This is a genomic window from Mesorhizobium sp. 113-3-9 (assembly GCF_016756515.1).
Lineage (GTDB): Bacteria > Pseudomonadota > Alphaproteobacteria > Rhizobiales > Rhizobiaceae > Mesorhizobium.
Window position 1 is genome coordinate 3,020,238 of record NZ_AP023246.1, and the last position, 19,436, is coordinate 3,039,673.

Annotated in this window: 19 protein-coding genes; 10 read left to right on the forward strand and 9 right to left on the reverse strand. The window is 63.8% G+C overall.

Going from position 1 to position 19,436, the window contains the following annotated elements:
* Nucleotides 1-147: 147 nt before the first annotated feature.
* The 8 genes from MesoLj_RS14655 (at nt 148) to MesoLj_RS14690 (ending at nt 8,293) form a co-directional block, all read left to right on the forward strand.
* Nucleotides 148-909 (forward strand): DeoR/GlpR family DNA-binding transcription regulator, encoded by a 762-nt coding sequence (locus MesoLj_RS14655; protein WP_140774298.1) that lies wholly within the window; start codon nt 148-150, stop codon nt 907-909.
* Between the two features lie 33 nt (nt 910-942).
* Nucleotides 943-1,740, forward strand: a complete 798-nt coding sequence (locus MesoLj_RS14660) for a class I fructose-bisphosphate aldolase (RefSeq protein WP_181180009.1) — start codon at nt 943-945, stop codon at nt 1,738-1,740.
* Between the two features lie 113 nt (nt 1,741-1,853).
* Nucleotides 1,854-2,816 (forward strand): LysR family transcriptional regulator, encoded by a 963-nt coding sequence (locus MesoLj_RS14665; protein WP_140774296.1) that lies wholly within the window; start codon nt 1,854-1,856, stop codon nt 2,814-2,816.
* A 120-nt stretch (nt 2,817-2,936) separates the two neighbouring features.
* Nucleotides 2,937-4,103 (forward strand): CaiB/BaiF CoA transferase family protein, encoded by a 1,167-nt coding sequence (locus MesoLj_RS14670; protein ID WP_202326457.1) that lies wholly within the window; start codon nt 2,937-2,939, stop codon nt 4,101-4,103.
* Nucleotides 4,100-5,434 carry an MmgE/PrpD family protein gene (locus tag MesoLj_RS14675; protein WP_202326458.1) on the forward strand — a complete coding sequence of 445 codons (1,335 nt, stop codon included), beginning with the start codon at nt 4,100-4,102 and terminating at the stop codon, nt 5,432-5,434. The genes MesoLj_RS14670 and MesoLj_RS14675 overlap by 4 nt, the downstream gene beginning before the upstream one ends.
* Nucleotides 5,434-6,591 (forward strand): acyl-CoA dehydrogenase family protein, encoded by a 1,158-nt coding sequence (locus MesoLj_RS14680; RefSeq protein WP_140774293.1) that lies wholly within the window; start codon nt 5,434-5,436, stop codon nt 6,589-6,591. Before MesoLj_RS14675 ends, MesoLj_RS14680 begins: the two co-directional genes overlap by 1 nt.
* 11 nt (nt 6,592-6,602) lie before the next feature.
* Complete coding sequence (locus MesoLj_RS14685; protein WP_202326459.1) at nt 6,603-7,466, forward strand: FAS1-like dehydratase domain-containing protein; 864 nt, start codon at nt 6,603-6,605, stop codon at nt 7,464-7,466.
* Between the two features lie 38 nt (nt 7,467-7,504).
* Nucleotides 7,505-8,293: an HpcH/HpaI aldolase/citrate lyase family protein gene (locus tag MesoLj_RS14690; protein WP_202326460.1), complete on the forward strand. Its 789-nt coding sequence runs from the start codon at nt 7,505-7,507 to the stop codon at nt 8,291-8,293.
* A 231-nt stretch (nt 8,294-8,524) separates the two neighbouring features.
* Here the strand turns inward: MesoLj_RS14690 and MesoLj_RS14695 are convergent, their stop codons facing one another.
* Genes MesoLj_RS14695 through MesoLj_RS14735 form a run of 9 tightly spaced genes read right to left on the reverse strand, consistent with a single transcriptional unit; the run spans nt 8,525 to nt 16,948 of the window.
* Nucleotides 8,525-9,538 carry a zinc-binding dehydrogenase gene (locus MesoLj_RS14695; protein WP_202326461.1) on the reverse strand — a complete coding sequence of 338 codons (1,014 nt, stop codon included), beginning with the start codon at nt 9,536-9,538 and terminating at the stop codon, nt 8,525-8,527.
* A 56-nt stretch (nt 9,539-9,594) separates the two neighbouring features.
* On the reverse strand, nt 9,595-11,163 hold the full coding sequence (locus tag MesoLj_RS14700) for a class I adenylate-forming enzyme family protein (RefSeq protein ID WP_202326462.1): 1,569 nt from the start codon (nt 11,161-11,163) through the stop codon (nt 9,595-9,597).
* 38 nt (nt 11,164-11,201) lie between these two features.
* Complete coding sequence (locus MesoLj_RS14705; protein WP_202326463.1) at nt 11,202-11,828, reverse strand: VOC family protein; 627 nt, start codon at nt 11,826-11,828, stop codon at nt 11,202-11,204.
* Between the two features lie 14 nt (nt 11,829-11,842).
* The gene (locus MesoLj_RS14710; protein WP_140774287.1) at nt 11,843-12,265 is read right to left on the reverse strand and encodes a PaaI family thioesterase; all 423 of its coding nucleotides are present in this window, start codon (nt 12,263-12,265) and stop codon (nt 11,843-11,845) included.
* Nucleotides 12,258-12,983 (reverse strand): ABC transporter ATP-binding protein, encoded by a 726-nt coding sequence (locus MesoLj_RS14715; protein WP_140774286.1) that lies wholly within the window; start codon nt 12,981-12,983, stop codon nt 12,258-12,260. The genes MesoLj_RS14710 and MesoLj_RS14715 overlap by 8 nt, the downstream gene beginning before the upstream one ends.
* Nucleotides 12,980-13,768, reverse strand: coding sequence for an ABC transporter ATP-binding protein (locus tag MesoLj_RS14720; protein WP_140774285.1), 789 nt, complete (start codon nt 13,766-13,768; stop codon nt 12,980-12,982). Before MesoLj_RS14720 ends, MesoLj_RS14715 begins: the two co-directional genes overlap by 4 nt.
* Nucleotides 13,765-14,691: a branched-chain amino acid ABC transporter permease gene (locus MesoLj_RS14725; RefSeq protein WP_202326464.1), complete on the reverse strand. Its 927-nt coding sequence runs from the start codon at nt 14,689-14,691 to the stop codon at nt 13,765-13,767. Before MesoLj_RS14725 ends, MesoLj_RS14720 begins: the two co-directional genes overlap by 4 nt.
* Nucleotides 14,688-15,701, reverse strand: a complete 1,014-nt coding sequence (locus tag MesoLj_RS14730; protein ID WP_172349247.1) for a branched-chain amino acid ABC transporter permease — start codon at nt 15,699-15,701, stop codon at nt 14,688-14,690. The genes MesoLj_RS14725 and MesoLj_RS14730 overlap by 4 nt, the downstream gene beginning before the upstream one ends.
* A 5-nt stretch (nt 15,702-15,706) precedes the next feature.
* On the reverse strand, nt 15,707-16,948 hold the full coding sequence (locus MesoLj_RS14735) for an ABC transporter substrate-binding protein (protein ID WP_202326465.1): 1,242 nt from the start codon (nt 16,946-16,948) through the stop codon (nt 15,707-15,709).
* Nucleotides 16,949-17,102: 154 nt separating this feature from the next.
* On the opposite strand from MesoLj_RS14735, the gene MesoLj_RS14740 reads away from it, so the two are divergent.
* Nucleotides 17,103-18,134, forward strand: coding sequence for a TetR/AcrR family transcriptional regulator (locus MesoLj_RS14740; protein ID WP_140774739.1), 1,032 nt, complete (start codon nt 17,103-17,105; stop codon nt 18,132-18,134).
* Between the two features lie 424 nt (nt 18,135-18,558).
* Nucleotides 18,559-19,434 carry a sulfurtransferase gene (locus tag MesoLj_RS14745; RefSeq protein WP_202326466.1) on the forward strand — a complete coding sequence of 292 codons (876 nt, stop codon included), beginning with the start codon at nt 18,559-18,561 and terminating at the stop codon, nt 19,432-19,434.
* Nucleotides 19,435-19,436: the final 2 nt, after the last annotated feature.

A 19,436-nucleotide genomic window follows, 5' to 3' on the forward strand; every position in this document is an offset into this window, starting at 1 on the left:
TCGGATGTTTTCTCGCGGCGCAGTGCAACATCGAAATTTTGATATCTTAACATTTTTCCCTGGCGCGCTTTGTCAATGATGTTAAAACAGGCAAGGGGCAAAATCGCCGGAGGGACAAGCAGCTTGGAATCCGAAGAGGCGCAACATTTGTCGAAGGCGGACCATCGCCGTTCGGAAATCATCCGCATTCTGATGGAAAGCGGAACGGCGCAGATCAAGGACCTGGCCGTCCTGCTCGACGTATCGCTGATGACCATCCACCGCGATCTCAACGATCTGCATGACCAGGGGCTGGTGCGGCGTATCCGTGGCGCCGTCTCGGTAGAGAAGTCGATGCTGTTCGAGAGCAGCTACCTCTACCGGGCGCGTCAGCATGTAGAGGAGAAGCGCCGGCTGGCGCGCGCCGCGGCCGCCCATATCGAACCCGGCAACGCCATCGTCTGGGACGACAGTTCGACGACCTTCCATGTCTGCGACTTCATCGAGCAGATGACGCCGATAACCGTCATCACCAATGCACTACCCGTGATGGAGCGGCTGCGCGACAAGCAGGACGTGGAACTGATCGGACTGGGCGGCAAATACCACCGGGTCTACAACGGCTTTTTCGGCATAGCCTGCGAAAGGGCGATCCGCTCCTACCATGTCGATGTGGCGTTGATGTCGACGACCACCATCCAGGGCATGTCGCTCTATACCCAGGACGAACAGGTCGTGCGCTCCAAGCAGGCGATGATGGAGATCGCGCGCAAGAAAATTCTTCTTGTCGACGAGAGCAAATTCCACTTCTCGGCCCTCAACTACGTGGCCGAACTCACGGCATTCGATGTGGTCCTGGTTTCGCAATCGGTTGACCGCGACATCGTGCAGAACATGAAGGAAGCGGGCGTCAGACTGGAACTTGTCTGACCGGGCCGCACCCCAGCCAAAGGAATGAAAGAAATGTCCGAAATCGGTAAGGCACGCCGGCTTGCCCGGTTGCTCAACAAGAAGTCGGGGCGAATGCTCTGTGTTCCGCTCGACCACGGCATGCAGGTCGGACCGATCGCCGGCATCGCGGATCCCGCGCCTTTGATCGACATCGTGGCGGAGGCAGGGGTCGACGCGGTCATCGTCAATCCCGGCATGCTCTTGCGCCATGGCCACCGCCTGGCAGGCGGGCCTGCCGTGATTCTGCGCCTCGACCAGACGACCATGTGGCGCCACGGGACGCCGACAGGGTATCCGGACACGCACAGTCGTCTCGTCGCGACGGTGGAGGAAGCCGTGCAAATGGGTGCCGAAGCGGTGATCACCTACCTGTTCACCTGCAACAACCGCCCGGAGGAGGAAACGAAATCGTTCGAAACCGCGGGCATCGTCGCTTCCGAATGCCGGAAATGGGGTGTCGTGCACGTCATCGAGGCGATGGCGGCAAAGGGCGGCTTCGCGCGCGCCGACGACCCGGCCGTGGTGGCGATGAACTGCCGTATGGCAGGCGAACTCGGCGCCGACATGATCAAGACCGACTGGTGCGAACCAGAGCGTTTCACCGACATTGCCAGGCAATCGCTGGCGCCCATCGCCGTCGCGGGCGGTCCGGCCTTGGCCACCCTGGCGGGTACGCTGCAGTTCGCAAAGGACACGATCAGCGCCGGCGCGACCGGCCTGATGTTCGGACGCAACGTGTTCCAGCAGGCGGATGTCGCGGCAACCCTGGCGAGATTGGCGGACGTGGTTCATGATCGCTCGGAATTCTAGGGCGGTTCTTGTGCGATGCCGTTGGGCCCGGGGTAGACGGAGGGTCGGTTTTCGCCGTTGCCTCAATAACAAAATGTTATACGGTGGCCCTGCATCAAGCGTAGGGAACTGGTTTGGACCTTCGTCAGCTTAGATATTTTTCCCAGGTCGTGGAGAGCGGCTCGTTCTCCAAGGCCGCGACGCAGCTGCACGTGGCGCAGCCGGCGCTGAGCCAGCATGTCCGGCACATGGAGGAGGAGCTTGGCCTCTCCCTTCTGCATCGCGGGCCGCATGGGGTCAGCGCGACGGAAGCCGGCGCGCGGCTCATGGTGCACGCCAAGCGCATTCTTGCCGAATTCGCCGAAATCACCGACAGCGTCAGGGGCGCCGCCATCGCCCCCCGTGGCGAGGTGCGCTTCGGATTGCCGGGCACAGTCAGCGAGCTGCTCGCGGCGCCGCTGATCGAGGCCGCCCGCGAGCGCTTCCCCGAGGTTCGCATCCGCGTCGTGGAGGCGATGAGCGGCTACATTCTGGAATGGCTGAAACGCGGGGAAGTCGACCTTGCGATGATCTATGCGACGTCGGATCCCCGGGGACTCGCGGTACATCATGGGCTGTCCGAGGAGATCTGTCTCTTTGCCAGCCCGTCGATGCCCGGGTCGGACGCCTTTCGGGGCTCCTCCGTGGAGCTTCGCGACGTCGCCGGATTGCCGCTTGTCGTACCGGGTCCCGGGCACGGCCTGCGGGAACTGATCGATGCCGTGGCGACGTCGGTCAAGGCCGTCATCAACCCGGCGATTGAAATCGACTCCTACACCCAGATCAAGAGATTGGTGACGCGCGGAATCGGTTACGGGATCTTGCCGAGGATGGCGATCAACGCGGAGGCCCAGGCCGGACTGTGCCGGGCGTGGAGTTTCAAGAACCCTCCGATTACCCGGAAAGTGTATCTGGCCTACTCGACGGAACGCCCCCTGCAAACCGCTCCCCGCGCCGTCGGGCAGCTATCGTGGGAAATCCTTCGCCAGCTGGTCAAGGACCAGATCTGGAGCGCCGAGCTGTCCGACGAAAATCAGCGCCCCGACCTCTTTGGCTAGCCTGTTCCGGGCGGGCGGCCGACTGTACCGTTTCGCTATACCTCCCATTACAAAACGCTATTTGACGCAGTGGCCCCTTCCGGTGCGATGGTGTCGGAAAAGCAGGACAGGGAGCATGCCATGCCCGGCGCGCTGGAGGGAACGACCGTCATTTCGCTGGAGCAAGCCGTGGCCGCGCCCCTGGCGACGTCGCGGTTGGCCGACGCGGGCGCACGTGTCATCAAGCTCGAACGGCCCGAGGGTGACTTCGCGCGAGGCTATGACGATTACGTTGACGGCCTCTCCAGCTATTTCATCTGGAACAACCGCGGCAAGCAATCCTGCACCGTCGATCTGAAGCGGCCCGACGATCTCGCACTGGTCGAGTCCATGCTCGCCTCAGCCGATGTGTTCGTGCAGAACCTTGCGCCTTCCGCGACCGACAGGCTGGGCATCGGCAGCGCTGATCTCAGGAGGCGGTTTCCCAGGTTGATCGTCTGTGACATTGGCGGCTATGCGCCGGGAACGCCCGACCATGATCGCAAAGCCTACGATCTGCTGATCCAGGCTGAAGCGGGTTTGGCGGGAGTGACGGGATCCGCTTCGTCGGGCCCGACCCGCGTCGGCATATCGATATCCGACATCGCCACGGGGCAGGGGGCCTACGCCGCTATCCTCGAAGCGCTGATCGTGCGCGCTCGAACCGGGGAAGGGGCTCACCTTCAGGTTTCGCTATTCGACACGCTCGCCGAATACATGAACGTGCCCTATCTGTCGCAGCGTTACGGCGGCAAGGAGCCGCGACGGCTCGGCCTCGCCCACCCCTCGATCGCGCCCTATGGGCTGTTCAAGGTGAGCGACGGCGAAATCCTGATCGCCGTCCAGAATGAGCGCGAATGGGCCGTGTTCTGCGACAGTGTCCTGCGCCAGTCGTCGATCGCAACGGACCCAAGGTTCGAACGCAACGTCCTGCGCATCAAGAACCGCGAGCCGCTGGACGCATGCGTACAGGCGCTGCTGGCGAGCTATACCATGGCTACATTATGCGAACTGCTGGATCAGGTGCGCATCGCATATGGGCGTGTCTCAACCATGGCGGATCTGGCGGTGCACCGCAGCGCGACCAAAGTCCCGGTCGAGACATCGGTGGGGCCGGTTGAGCTTTTTGCCCCGCCTGTCACGGTCAACGGCAGGCGACCGGTGCTTGGCAGGGTGCCAACGCTTGGCGAACACGACCTGGCCTTGCGGCAGGAGTTCGGCACCGCCCGCAGGGTGGATGCCAAACGGATAGGAAATACAGCGCCATGAGCTTGACCCGTAACCTGACCCGCCTGATCCGCGAAAAGCCGGTAACCGAACGCGACCTCGAATGGGCGTCGCTGTTCGTCCTCGATACGCTTGCCTGCGCCCTTGGCGCGCTGCCGACCGAGCCGGCCCGCATGCTCAGAACGGTCGCGCCGCCGACGCAAGCGGATACCGCCCGCAAGGCGTTTTATCTGGGCGGTCTGTCCCATATCCTGGAGATGGACGATCTGCACCGGGATTCGGTGACCCATCCGGGCAGTGTCGTCATTCCCGCGGCCTGGGCGGTGGCCCATGACCTTGATCTTGGCGGCGAAGCTTTTCTCAAGGCAGTTCTCGCGGGATATGAAGCCTGTTGCCGAATAGGCATGTCCGTCGGCAAGAAGCATTACCGGGTCTGGCACAACACCTCGACCTGCGGTCCGTTCGGCGCCGCGTTTGCCGCGGCTGAACTCATCGGCCTCGACGACACCAAGACCGTGTGGGCGCTTGGCAATGCGGGTACGCAGTCGTCAGGGCTCTGGGAATTCCTCGCCGAAGGCGCCATGAGCAAGCATCTCCATACCGCCAGAGCTGCGGAATCGGGCCTTCTCGCGTCATTCCTGGCCAAGGAGGGGTTCACCGGCGCGGAGAATATCCTCGAAGGGGAAAAGGGGTTTTACGCCGGCCTCTGTCCGGACCCGATCCCGGAGGCCGTGACAAGCGGACCCGAGCGCCCGTGGCAGCTGATCAACACCTCGATCAAGCCTTGGCCTTGCTGCCGGCATACCCACCCCGCGATCGACGGCGCGATCGCCCTGCATCACGAGATCGCCGGCGAGGCCATCGCACGGGTTCAAGTCGGAACGTATCGTGCCGGCCTCGACGTGTGCGACCGTCCGAATCCGGAAGATCCATACAGCGCCAAATTCTCGCTGCAGCACACGGTCGCGATAGCCTTGGCGGACGGCCGCGTCGACCAGGCCAGCTTCGATGCGGATGTACGGCAACGGATGGTCGGCGAACGCGGCAAGGTCAAGGTCGAACTCGCGCCCGGGATTGAAGCGGCTTATCCCAGGTCATGGGGAGCCGAGATCGTGGTGGAGACCGCTTCCGGGAGGCGCCTTTCGGCCACGCGCCACGACGCCAAGGGCGATCCCGACAATCCGGTGACGGCCGCCGAACTGTCTGGGAAGGCCCGCGCGCAACTTGTCGAAGGCGGCTGTTCGGAAGGCCGTGCCGACGACCTGATCAGGGCGATCCTTGGCCTGGCCGATAACCGCCCGGTGCGCTCGCTGGGCTTGTTTGAAATAGCTGGCGATGCGCGGGCTCCAGTCCGCGCCGCACGGAGCGCCTGATGTTCAAGGACTTTGACAACGAAGACATCCGCGACGCCGTACGTCGGCTCTGCGAGCAATTTCCGGGCGAATACTGGCGCAAGCTCGACGCGGACCGCGCCTACCCGGTGGATTTCGTCAACGCGCTGACGGAGGCTGGTTATCTTGCGACCTTGATCCCCGAGGAATATGGCGGGTCCGGCTTGACGCTGTCGGCCGCGGCCGCCGTGCTCGAGGAGATCCAGCGAGCCGGGTGCAACGGTGCCGCATGCCATGCGCAGATGTATGTCATGGGGACAGTCCTGCGGCATGGCAATGCGTCTCAAAAGGAGCGTTATCTTCCGAAGATCGCCTCCGGCGAATTGAGGCTGCAGGCGTTCGGCGTCACAGAGCCGACCAGCGGCACGGACACGACTTCGATCCGCACCTTCGCCCGCAAGGAGGGCGATCATTACGTCGTCAACGGCCAGAAAATCTGGACAAGCCGGGCGGAATATTCCGACCTCATGCTCCTGCTCGCGCGGACCACTCCAAAGGACCAGGTGGCCAAACGGACCGACGGCCTTTCAGTGTTCATCCTGGACATGCGGGCGGCGCTCCAAGAGGGGCTGTCGATCCGGCCGATCCGCACGATGATGAACCACTCCACGACCGAGGTCTTTTTCGACAATGTCAAAGTCCCCGCCGAAAACCTGGTCGGAGAAGAGGGCAAGGGCTTCCGCTACATCCTGTCCGGGATGAACGCCGAGCGCATCCTGATCGCCGCCGAGTGCGTTGGCGATGCCAAGTGGCTGATCAACAAGGCTTCCACTTACGCCTGCGACCGCAACGTCTTCGGCCGGGCCATCGGTGCCAACCAGGGCATCCAGTTTCCCATCGCCAGGGCCTATGCCAACATGCGCGCGGCCGAACTCATGGTCCGCGAGGCGACGCGGCTCTATGAAGCGGGCCTCGACTGTGGTGCCGAGGCCAACATGGCCAAGATGCTCGCCGCCGATGCTTCGAATGAAGCCGCCAACGCATGTGTACAGACCCATGGCGGTTTCGGCTTCGCCGAAGAGTATGATGTCGAGCGCAAGTTCCGCGAAACCCGGCTTTACCAGGTCGCGCCGATCTCGACGAACCTCATCTTGTCCTACCTTTCCGAGCATGTGCTCGGAATGCCACGTTCCTATTGACGAGCGGTCAGGTGGACGCGACCGAACAGAAACCATTCGCGGAATGGATTGGCCGGCAGAGCGAGAGCTTCGATGTCGTTTCGGAACGTCTCGTGCGGAGTTTCAAGGCAATTTTCGAACCCAATCTCGCACCTTCGGCGGCACGGCAGGCACCGCTTGGCATCCACTGGTGCCTGTCGCCTGCGATAGCCGGCATGGATCAGCTGGGTGCCGATGGCCATCCGGCCAAGAACCTGTCGCTGCCGCCCGTCCCGCTGCCGCGCCGCATGTGGGCGGGAGGTGAGCTGCGGGTGCTTGATGCCTTCCGGGTCGGTGATGGGGTTCGCCGAGTCTCCACCATCCGCGACATCGTCCGCAAGCAAGGCCGGTCTGGTGAGCTGTGGTTTGTCGCTGTCGGCCACGACTATCACTCAGATCGTGGCCTGGTGCTGAGCGAACGGCAGGATATCGTTTACCGGGAAGCGGCCACGCCGGGGGACGGTGCTCGTCCCAACAATGCACCCGCGGTGCCGACGATAATCCAGCCCGCTGGAAAGGTCTGGTCGCTCGTTCCGTCGCCCACGCTGCTCTTTCGCTACTCGGCCATCACTTTCAATGGCCACCGCATCCACTATGACCTGCCTTACGCGACGAAGGCGGAGGGATATGAAGGGCTGGTGGTCCACGGCCCCCTCCAGGCGACGCTGCTCCTAAATCTCGCGGCGTCGCAACGCGCGGATATCCCCTTGACGTTTCGCTACCGCGGCGTTGCCCCGGCAATCGTGGACCGTGAACTGACCTTCAGGGCCGGCATGGATGGGCAGCGGTTCTGGGCGCAAGGCGGGAATGGCGCCGTGCACATGGAAGCTGATATCGACCAGGGACCGGCCCGATGATCGCGCATATATCAAGTGCGCCTGTCGCGCCCTTGTTTGTGCCGGCCGACCGCCCGGAGCGTTTTGAAAAGGCAGACCGGTCCGGAGCAGACGCGGTCATTATCGATCTCGAGGACGCTGTTGCGCCCGCCGCCAAGGATCGCGCCCGCTCGAACCTTTGCCATGCCCTGAGATTGCAGAACCCCACCTTCGTCCGGGTGAACAGCGAAGACAGCGGCTGGTACCATGCCGACCTTGCCGCCGTCAGGGCACTCGGGCTTCGACGTATCTGCCTGCCAAAGGCGGAGTCCGTGGCAACGCTCGACGCGATCATCGAGACCCTTGGCGTGGACGTCGAGATCATGGCGCTGATCGAAACCGCCAGGGGCCTGGAGGCGGCTGCGGCCCTGGCCGCTCACCCTCATGTCGCGAGATTGGCGTTTGGCCCCGCCGACTTCGCCCTGGACCTGGGTACGGCGGCTTCCGATGCGATCAAAGCGCATGCCTTGATGCGGCTGGCCGTGGCAAGCAGAGCAGCCGGGAAGGCGCTGCCATTGGACGGCCCGTCCTTCGAGGTCGCGGATACCACCAGACTGGCCTCCGAATGCCGGCAAGCCTTGAATCATGGGGCCGGCGGGAAGCTTTGCATACACCCCGCCCAAACATCGGATGTCATCGCGGCCTTTCGGCCAAGCGCCGAGCAGCTCGGCTGGGCGCAGCGTGTCGTCGACGCGGCCCAGGATGGCGCGACGCGCCTTGTCGACGGCAAAATGATCGACGCTCCCATTATCGCCCAGGCCCGGGCGCTTCTCCTGCGGGGCCGTTCGCAATCCGGCAAAGCTGTCTGAACACGGCCGTGTCCGCGACACTTCCCGGCAAGATCAAAGACAAGGATGCGCTGCCGCTGGCCCAGGGCGTCTCATTCGACATCGATTGAGACCGCGGGGCTGATGATTTAGCCATAGTCGCACGACGTTGCGATGCGGCCTTCAAGGAAAGGTTGGGCGGGGTCGCCCGCCCAACATCGATCCGATCATCGCTGGGATCGCAAAGATCGGCTTTCCGGCCAGGTGTTGCTGTCAGGGTTCTATGACCACCTTGCCGTAGACCTGCCGGTCGTCCAGCAGTCGCATGGCCTCGCCGGCCTCCTCGAGGGAAAACCGCCGTGGGTGGAGCGCCGGCTTCAGCTTGCCGCCTTTGACAAGGTCGAGCAGCGCCAGCACGTCGTCGCGCGACCAGCCGTTCGAGCCGACAATGTTCAACTCGAAGGTCCAGATCAGGCGCAAATCCTCATGTGGATCGTAGCCGGCCGTGGCACCGCATGTCAGCAGCCGGCCGTCACGGCGCATGACGCGAAGCGACGGCACCCAGGTGTCGCCGCCGGTAAAGTTGACGACGACATCGATGCCGCCTTCGTCGCGTCCGAAGACCCGCGCCCGGCCGAACTGCCGCCGGCATTCCGCCACCCAGTCTCCCTGCGCATAATTGATGCCGACATCGGCACCCAACGCCTTCAGGCGATCGAGCTTTTCGTCACTCGACGCGCAAGCGATCACCGTCGCGCCGGCCTGTTTGGCAAGCTGTACGCAACACGTGCCGACGCCGCCGGACGCACCGAGGATCAGCACCTTCTCGCCCGGCTTGATCTTGCCCCGCGTCATCATCATGCGATAGGCGGTGCCATAGGCCACGGGCAGTGCGGCGGCGTCCGCGAAGCTTACGTCGTCGGCCAGCGGAATGATCATGTGGGCGGGAACCCGGACCAGTTCGGCGAGCCCGCCGTCGAAGGTCTCGCCGAGCAATCCGCCCTTGACGCGGTCGATCGGGTCGACAAGCACGCGCTGCCCCGCGCTCAGGCCCTGGACATTTTCGCCCACGGCCGCGATCTCGCCCGCGACATCGATGCCGAGGATGAGCGGCATGTTTATCTTGATGCCCGGCATGCCCTTGCGGGTGAAGACGTCATGATAGTTGAGCGTGCAGGCGCGCATCCTGACCACCACGTCGTCCGCGCCCGGTATCGGGTCGCTGTAGGACGGCTCATGGACCATCCGGTCGAGACCACCATGTTCATAGGTTACGACGGCACGCATGCTGATCTCCCTTGTATCGTTTCTTGTCTTGTCTCGAGTGGCGGCGAGCCAGCTGACTAGCCCAGTGTTCCAAAGCGCTCGATCATCATCCGCTGCACGACCTTGCGGTCGATCTTGCCCGGCCCATTGAGCGGCAGCTCTTCGGTGAAGACGATCTTGCGCGGATGGGCATAGGCAGGGCCGACCGAGAGGCAGAACTGCTTGAGTTCCTCCTCGGTGATATCGCGACCCTTGGCCTTGACCACCATCGCCACGGGCACTTCGCCCTTGATGCGGTGCGGGACCGGCACCACCGAGGCTTCGGCGACGGCGGGATTGCGCAGCAGCATGTTCTCGATCTCGAGCGGATAGACGTTCTCGCCGCCCGAATTGAACATGTCGTCGGTGCGGCCGCGGAAATAGAAGAAGCCGTCGCCGTCCTTGGAAAAGACATCGCCGGTGCTGAGCCAACCGTCCTTCAGCCTTTGCCTGTTGACCTCAGGCAGCTTCCAGTAGCCAGGCGTCACGCCCGGATTGCGCACCAGCAATTCGCCGTAGGACGGGTCTTCATTGCCGGCCGCGTCGACGAGCTTCACTTCGCCCTCCGGCCAGATCACGCCGCAGCTGCCATGGGGGACGGCGCGTCCATCGGTCGGCGTGCCGATCATCACCGGCCCGCCTTCGGTCAGGCCGTAGCTCTCCGAGGCCGCGACACCGAAGGCCGCTTCGACGGCGTCGAGCAGCTCCCTGGGCGTCGGCGCCGAGCCGATCTTCAGGCCCTTCAGCGCCGAGAAATCCAGCGTCTCGATCAGGTCGCGCTCCTGGAGGAGCAGCGTGAACACCGCCGGAACCGCGCCGGCATGGGTGCAGCGGTAGTCCGCCAGGGTCTGGAGGAAGCGGCGCGGCTCGAAATTCGGCAACAGCACCACCGAGGCGCCCCAGCTCAACATCGGCTTGATGGCGCCGGCCATGGCGTTCTTGTGGTAGAGCGGAACCGCCGCCAGCGCCCGATGCTCGGGCAGACCCGGCCAGTATTTCTGCAGGCAGCGGAGCCACCAGACCTGTCCGGCATGGGTGAGCACCACGCCCTTGGGCCGGCCGGTCGAACCCGACGTGTAGGGCTGGAAGGAGGGATGGTCGTCCGACAGCCGGGCTGGATCGAACCGCGGCTCGGTCGCCGCCAGCGCCGCCTCATAGTCCAGCCAGCCGGGTCGCGACGTCTCGAAGGCGATTTTCACCTTGCATCCGATCAGCTCCGCAAGCGGGGCGACGTGCGGATTCGCCGCTTCCTCGACGAGAGCGCCGACGCATTCGGCGTCCCGCATGATGTATTCGAGCGTGTCGGCGCCGAGCTTGGTGTTGAGAGGAACCGGAACGATGCCGGCGCGCATGGCGCCGAAGAAGGTTTCGACAAATTCGAAACGATTGCTGACCGACAGAGCCAGCCGGTCGCCGGGCTTCAGGCCGCTGTCGACCAGAAGGCCGGCTGCCCTGTCGAGCCGGTTCTCAAGTTCGCGATAAAGCACCTCGCGTGGCTGGTCGCGCGACAGGTCGATGATGGCGATGTTGTCGGGGTAAAGGCCGGCGGCATCGTGGTTCCAGTAGCCAAGATTGTTCCAGCGCGGATTGTCTGGCGTGATCGGCATGGCAGGCTCGCTTTCGAAAATCGTATGGTCTGGCGCGGTCAGGAGGCTGTGAGAACGACCTCACCCCGGGGTGATTGCAGGACGGCGAGGAATCCCGGTTGGGCAGCGAGCCGTACGGGCACGTCGATGCCCATTTCGCTATAGATCCGCGACAGCGCTTCGGCTTGCGGATGCAGCACGATGAACTCGCGCAGTGTACAGCCGACGGGCGTGCTCGCGGCGGGATGCGGCGATGCCTTCCAGTCGATGGCAAAGGGGATCATCTCGCCGAAAGTGGCATCCTCGATGTAGAGACAGGCCCAGTCGAGCCGCACGCCGTCCGGCCGCGTCCTGCCCATTTCGATCGGGCCCCTGGTGCGGATGCCCGCCCGGCTTGCCGCCGCCGCATAGGCGTCGAGGTTCTTGGTGCGCACGGCAAAGGTGGCAAGCCCGGGGTGGGCGAGGGCGGCAATGCTGCCGCCGCGATTGCCTTCGAGCGATTGCGCCGGATCGGGCGAAATGATTTCCAGATAGGTGGCGCCAAGCGAAAGCAGGCTGTTGCGCGTGCCGAAGCCGGGATGCGAGCCGCCCCGGGCCGGATCGACGCCGGTGAGCGTGCCGATAAGTGCCGACCCGGCATCGAGATCGGGTGCCGCCCACAGAATGTGATCGAGTTCGACGCTCATGTCGGTCCTTCCTGTCAGTCCTTGCGCGACAGCGTCAGATAGACGCCGCGCCCGCTGGCAACGAGCCTGTCTTGTTCATCGAACACCTTGGCTTCGGCGGTCGCCAGCGTACCGCCCAATTTGATGATGGTCGCACGGGCCACGAGGGCGCCGGGCAAAGCGGCGCGATGGTAGTCCACCCGCATATCGACGGTCGGCACGCCTCGGCCGATCTTCGCGGCGACCGCATAGTCGCCGGCAAGATCGATCAGCGCCGCCAGGATGCCGCCATGTGTGTAGCGAACCACCGGATCCGACACGAACTCCTCGCGCCACGGCAGCAGGATTTCCACGCCGTCCGCGGACATCGACTTGAGGGTCACCCCAAGCCATCGATGAAATGGCGCGTCGCGAACCATGCCATCCAACGCCTCGAAATCCACTGTGGCGTCAGCCATGAAATCCTCCCAGATAAAGATCAGCGACCTTCGGATCGCGGGCCAGGGCCGGCCCTTCGCCCTCATAGGCATTGCGGCCGAGGTCCAGCACATATCCGCGATGCGACATGGCCAGCGCCCGGGTGGCGTTCTGCTCGACCATCAGGATCGTGACGCCGGACTTGTTGATCGCCGACACCTGTTGGAACATCACGTCGACGAACCGGGGCGCAAGACCGGCTGTCGGCTCATCGAGCAACAGCACCTTCGGCTCCGGCATCAGCGCCCGCGCCATGGCCAGCATCTGCCGTTCGCCGCCCGACAGGCTTCCGGCCATCTGCCGACGCCGCTCGCGCAGCCTCGGAAAAAGCTCGTACATCAGCTCCAGCCGCTGTTTCAGCTGGAGATCGCGACGTGGCTTCAGGCCGATCTCGAGGTTCTCCTCGACAGGCATCGTCTCGAACACGTTTTCGCGCTGCGGGACATACCCCAGACCCTGGCGGACGATCATGCTCGGCGGTAGGCCGGCTATGTCCTTGTCGTCGAGCGCAATCGTCCCGCTCTTTGGCGCCACCAGGCCGACAAGCGCCTTGAGCAGCGTCGATTTGCCGGCGCCGTTGGGGCCGACGACGGTGACGATCTCGTGCTGGCGCACCGTGATGCTGACGCCGTTCAGAATATCAAGCTGAGGCACGTAGCCGGCAACGAGAGAGGCGATGGTGAGCACATTGGGCTTCATGCCGCCGCCTCCGGGGACGGACTGCCGAGATAGGCTTCGACGACACCGGGATCGGCGCGCACCTGCGCCGGCGTGCCGGCCGAGATGACACGGCCCTGAGCCATGACGACGACGCGGTCGGCGCGGCTCATCACGATGTCCATGTCGTGTTCGACGAACAGGAAAGTGGTGCCGCGCTGTTCCCGCAACGCGGCGATGTGGTCGAGAATGGCGCGGCCGAGCGTCGGATTGACTCCTGCCATGGGCTCGTCGAGCAGCACCATGGACGGCTCGGTCATGAGTGCCCGTGCGATTTCCAGAAGCTTGCGCTGGCCTCCCGAGAGCGCGCCGGCATAGTCCTGTGCCTTGTCGCGCAGACCAAATGTCTCGAGCAAGCCCGCGGCTCGTGCGCGCGAAGTGGCCTCGGCGGCCCTGGCGCGTCCTGGCCCGACAAGCAGCGAGATGAGGTGTTCGCCGGGCTGGCGCGGCGCGGCGAGCAGCATGTTGTCGATGACCGACATGCCGGCGAGGACCCGAGTCAACTGGAAGGTACGCACCATGCCGAGTTGCGCGATCCTGTGGGGCGCCATGCCGCCGATCGATCGTCCGGCGAAGCGGATGGCGCCGGAGTCCAGCCTGGCAAAGCCGCTCAGCAGATCGAACATCGTCGTCTTGCCGGCTCCATTGGGGCCGATCAGCGCCGTGATCGAGCCGCGCTCGACGCTGAAACTCGCGCCATCGACGGCGCGAAGGCCGTCGAAATCCTTGACCGCGTCGGCCACCTCCAGGATGGTTTCGGTGCTCATGGCCGCACCTTCATCTCGTTGACATTGCCGAGCAGGCCTTGCGGCCGCAGCCGGCTGATCAGGAGCAGAAACAGGCCGACGATGACGAAGCGCAGCGAGGCCTGCTGGCCGGCCGAGAGCGATGTCTCGATCAGCCTGGTGCCCTCCAGGAGTATCCAGAACAGCACGCTGCCGAGCGCCACGCCGCCATAGCTGGCGAAGCCGCCCAGCACCAGCAGCGCATAACCGAAGAAGGTGAATGTCGGATCGAAGACGGTCGGGTAGAGATAGGTGACGTTGAGCGCGACGAAGAAGCCGGCGACCGCGGCCAGCGCCGCCGCCAGGGCGAGCGACTGGAGCTTGTAGGCGAACACGTCCTTGCCAAGCGCGGCGGTGGCATCCTCGTCCTCGCGAATGCCGCGCAGCACACGGCCCCATGGCGTTGCCTGCAAGGCCCTGAGCATCAGAAGAAGCGCGATGAAGACCAGCCACACCACGATGAACAGCGGCAGTTGCGTGTAGCTGCCGAGCCCGATCGTGGCGAGCCATGGGAGCATCCAGTCCGACACGGCGCGCCATTCGGCGTCGAAGCCGAGAACACCCTGGTTGCCGCCTGAGAAAGCCGCGTTCTGCAAGGTGTATCTGACGATCTCGGCGAAGGCGATGGTGGCAATGGCGAAGTGGTCCGAACGCAGGCGCAGCGACGCGATGCCGACGAACAGGCCTGCCAGCACGGCCAGCACAATGCCCGCCGGCAGCGCCAGCCAAAGCGACCAGCCGCGGTCGACAACCAGGATGCCGACCGTATAGGCGCCAATCGCCATGAAGCCGGCCTGGCCGAAATTCAACAGGCCGGTGAAGCCCGCATTGAGCTGCAGGCCGAGGGTGAATATGCCGTATATGCCTGCAAGGACGCCGACATTGATCCAGAAATCGATGCTCATGAGCGGCGCTTTGCCCGACCGAATATGCCTTGCGGCATGAACATCAACATCAGGATGAGCAGTGCGAAGCCCACCGCGGGTTTCCATCGCGCGTTGAACAGCAAGGTAGACCATTCCTGCGAGAGGCCGATCACCAGCCCGCCGACAAGTGCGCCGTAAGGGTTGCCGACGCCGCCCAGGACGGTGGCGGCGAACAGGCTGAGCAGCAGCGTTATGCCGAAGTTCGGATTGAAGCTGCCGATGGCGGTTGCGTAAAGAATGCCCGACAGCGCCGCCAGGAAACCGGCGGCGATCCAGGTGACGTTAATGATGTGCTGCGTGTCGATGCCGGACACCTCCGCCAGGGCGCGATTGTCGGCGAAGGCCCGCATCTCCTTTCCGATGCTGGTGAAGCGCAGCGCCAGTCCGACGATTATCATCGCCGTGAGGCCGACGACCAAGGCCAGCGCCTGCAACGTGCCGAGCCGAAGCGGCCCGATGGCGATCGAGGAGACGACATTGGCGCCAAGTGTCCTGACCTGGCTGCCGGCGAAAAATTGCACGGAAAAACGCAGCACCAGGCCAAGCCCGATGGCCGACAGGAAAAGCTGCAGGCTGCCGGCCTTCGCCTGGCGCAGCGGTTGCCAGATGATCTTCTCGGTGAGGAGCGCCAACGCCGCCGTCGCTATCATCGCCGCCAGCATGGCCAGCGGCAAGGGCAGACCGAGCCAGGCGAACAGGATCGTGAAATAGGCGCCGGTGACCAGCAGGTCGCCATGCGCGAAGTTGACCAGCTTGAGCACGCCGAGCACGAGCGTCAGGCCGATCGCGCCAAGGCCGGTGTAGCTCCCGGCGACGAAACCGTTGATCGTGGCCTGCAATGCCGGCACCGGCCCGAAGGCGACAGCCAGCGCGCACAACAAAACGACCAGCACGGCCAGCAGCAGGGCTGGCCGTGGCAGAGCCGAAAGAGGGGATGAAAGGGCGGAAGCCTTGGCTTGCGCCCTTTCGGTTTGGGCAGTGGTAATCACGAAGGCTACTTCACATCCACCTGTTCGATCTTGACCTGCTTGCCGCCCTGATACTGGAAGACGTCGTACAGGCTGGACGATGGATCACCATTGTCCTTGAAGCGGAAAGCGCCGGAAACGCCGACATAGTCGATCGGCTTGCCGGAGGCGGCGGTCTTCACCGCATCGGCCAGGGTTTCGATGGTGAACTGCGGCGCACCGTCCTTGGTCACCGAGCGAATCTTGTCGCGAATGGCGCCGGGCTCGGTCGAGCCGGCCTCAACCGCGGACAGGAAGCACAGGATGGCGGCGTCGAAACTGTTGGCGGTATAAGAGGCATTGGCGACGCCGCCGGCTTCGTCCCAAAGTTTGTTGAATGCCTTGAACGCGTCGGTTCCGGTCGGTGATCCGCCGGCAACGCCATAGGCGCCTTCGAGCGCCTCAGGCGGGATATTGTCGGGAACCTTGGCAAAGGACAGCGCGTCGGCAACGAAGACCTTTTTCGCGTCGAACTTCCCGGTTCGCACCAGCGCGGCACCGAGCTTGGCATAGGTTTCCGGATAGTCGATCACGACATAGGCGTCCGGATTGCCGGCCACGGCCTGACCGGCCTCGGAATCGAAGCTTTCCTGCTGCGGGTCGAAGGAAATCGTGGTCGATATGGTGCCGCCCTCAGCCTGCCAATCCTGCGTGAAGCTCTTTGACAGCGCATCGCCATAGGGTTCGTTGCGGAAGATGATCGCGACGGCCTTGCCTTTGCCGACATGATTTTCGATGGCCTTGACCAGTGCCTTCGACTGCAGATCGTCGGCCGGCACGGGGCGGTAGATCGTGCCATCGTCCTTGACCGTGCGCAACCGCGTGCTCGACGCAAGCGGCCATAGCGTGATCTTGCGCTGCATGGTGATACCGTTGAGCACGGAGATGGATTCCGGTGTTGTCGATGGGCCCATGATGCAAGAGGCGCCCTTGTCGACCAGCGTACGCGTCGCCGAAAGGGCGGCCTGAGGATCGCCCTGCGAATCCGCGGAGACGATGCTGACGGTGATCGCCGCGCCGGCGTCCTTGGCCGCCTGGTTGGCGACCTTGGCCGACAGGTTGATCGCCTTTTCGGCCGGCGGCCCGAGTTCCGAAAGGGGACCCGTCGATTCGAGCAATGCTCCGATCTTCAGATCAAGCGGTTCTGCATAGGCCCCCGGTGCCGAAGCCAGGATCGCGAGCGCTGAAACTGCCGCCCAAGCCGCGAGCCGTCCGATTTTGCACGACATTTCCATCTCCATGACATTTGAAAACAAGCGATTGACAGGCACTACTGATCGTTCAGTAATGAAGCGTATCAAAGGCTTTTGAGTCAAGCGATTGGAATTCCCTTTTTTTGCAATATGAAGGACGTTTGTTGCGCGGCGGCGGCGAGGGAGGAACATGGGAAAGCTCGAAATGTCTTCGGCATGGTCGTCAGCGGTGACGATCACCTCCGCCGCGCCGGACAGTGTGGTCGGGCGCCTGACGGTCCCAGGCGCCCGTTCGGCGGGCTCGCCGCTGGGTCTGCTGACGGATTTCGCGGGCCAGCTCGCGTCCGCTGGCGCCGCCTCGGCACTTGGCCCGACGCGCAAGGCGCAAGAGATCGAATGCCGGACAAGTCTGTTTTCCCACCATGTCGAAGGCCGGTTGAAAGGCGAGGCGACCTTGCTCTTCAGCGATGGCTCGACAATGAACTGGCAGATCCTGGTCCATGACGAAGAAGGCAAGACGGTTTGCGCCGTCAGCATGACCCATCTGGTCGTGCAGGCCGAGCCGACAGGCATCGGCGAGCCGGCCGGACCCTTGTCGAATTCCGGCGAGCCTGTGTCCGATGACGCGTCGTCCCCCGACGAAGCGATGAGCCCGGCCGACAAAAGACGCGCCCAGATCGCCGCCGCCGCCGCCGCCGTCATTGCCCGCAAGGGCTTTGGCAATGCCACCATGCGCGAAATCGCGGACACGGCTGGCATGCATGTGCCGACGATGTACCAATATGTCGCCAGCAAGGATGAAATGCTCGAACTGGTCTATATCTGGACCATGGCGCGGGTGCGCACCGACGTGGACCTTGCCACCGTCAATTGCAGCACGGCCACCGAAAAGCTTCGCGCCACCATCACGGCGATCATAGACAAGGGCGACCGCTTCGGCAGGGATGTCGGCGTGCTCAACCGCGAACTCAAGTCCCTGTCACCGGCCGCCAGGATTCGCGTCCTGGCGGAATATCGCAAGCTGCTGCTGCAGATCGCGCAACTCGTCAGCGACGGAATAGCGGCGGGAGAGTTCCGTGCTGTCGAACCCGAGATCGCCGCCAATTTTGTCGATGCGGTCTGCGATATCTGGGCATTGCGACCCTTCGCGGTCAGACAGTTCGGCCAGGCGGCATTTCACGACGAGGTCGCGGAACTCATTTTGCGCGGATTGAGGAACTGACGTTTCGAAGGATCTCGTCTCGATGATCCTGAGCCTCCTGCATGGCCCACGGCGGGAGATGTCAGGTCAGTGGTATCGTGCGGACCAGCGAAGCCACTATAAGCTTGCCCCGTAATCGCAGATGGATCATGCGGCCGACGCAAGGAAGTCCGTCAGGCGCGCACTATGCCAGCCGGCCTAAAAGGGTGACCGGCCGTCGGTCCATTGTGCATCATCCGGGCCTCTTGAGCGCCAGCAAACAGAAAACAAATCCCTGATCCCGCCTGCCGGCGACCGTTCATTTCCTTTCGTTGTACAATAATGTCTATAAAAATAATCAACATTAGCACCCAGCGCTATGGTTCTCGAGGCCGTGCGCGGGTGGCTACGCAACGAACAAGACAAGAAGCTCACCGCAAGCTCTCAACCGGTCTCGCAGGCAATCGTGACGCAATCCCATCCATCTCTCAGCATACCCGGCCGTCTGATCGATGTCGGCTGGCTAGCCACGCGCCTTGGCACGCCTGGTCTGGTGGTGCTTGACGCAACCGTACCCTATGGACCTGGGGGGCCTGACGGCGCGCTTGGGCGCAGCCGCTGGCAGGAGGCGCATATTCCCGGGTCGCGTTACGCGGACCTGCAGCGATCGCTTTCGGACGCCGCCGCGCCGTTCTCCTTCGCCTTTCCGCCTGCCGAAAAGCTCGCGGCTTCGTTGCAGGCGCTCGGCGTCCATGACGGAGCGGCGGTGGTCATCTACGACGACTTCCTCAACATGTGGGCGACGCGCATCTGGTGGATGTTGCGCGCCATCGGCTTCACCAATGCCGCGGTGCTCGATGGCGGCTGGAAGGCGTGGGTCGCGGCGGGGAAGCCGACCGAGTCTGGCGCGGGCACGGCGGCGCCCGCGGGCAAGCCGCTGTCGGTGCGTCCGCTTCCATCCTTCACGGACATCGCGACGGTACAGGCGCATGTCGCCGGTCAGCGTCAGGGCGAAGCACTGGTCTGCGCACTCCCGGAAAGCTATTTCGCCGGCGCCGAAAAGGTCGCGGGCCGAGGCGGTCACATACCGGGCAGCATCAACATTCCCGCCGCGTCGCTGCTGGATGCCGAGGGCAGGTTCCTGGCGCCCGACCAACTGCGAACCCGCCTTGCTCCTGTCGACGGGGCATCTTCAGTCACCCTCTATTGCGGCGGCGGCATTTCGGCGACCGTCGTTGCCTTCGCGCTCGGGCTGACCGGTCGTGAGGACGTCAAGGTCTACGATGGTTCGCTGGAGGAGTGGAATGCCGATCCCTCGCGGCCGCTGGCGACCACGGGCTGACG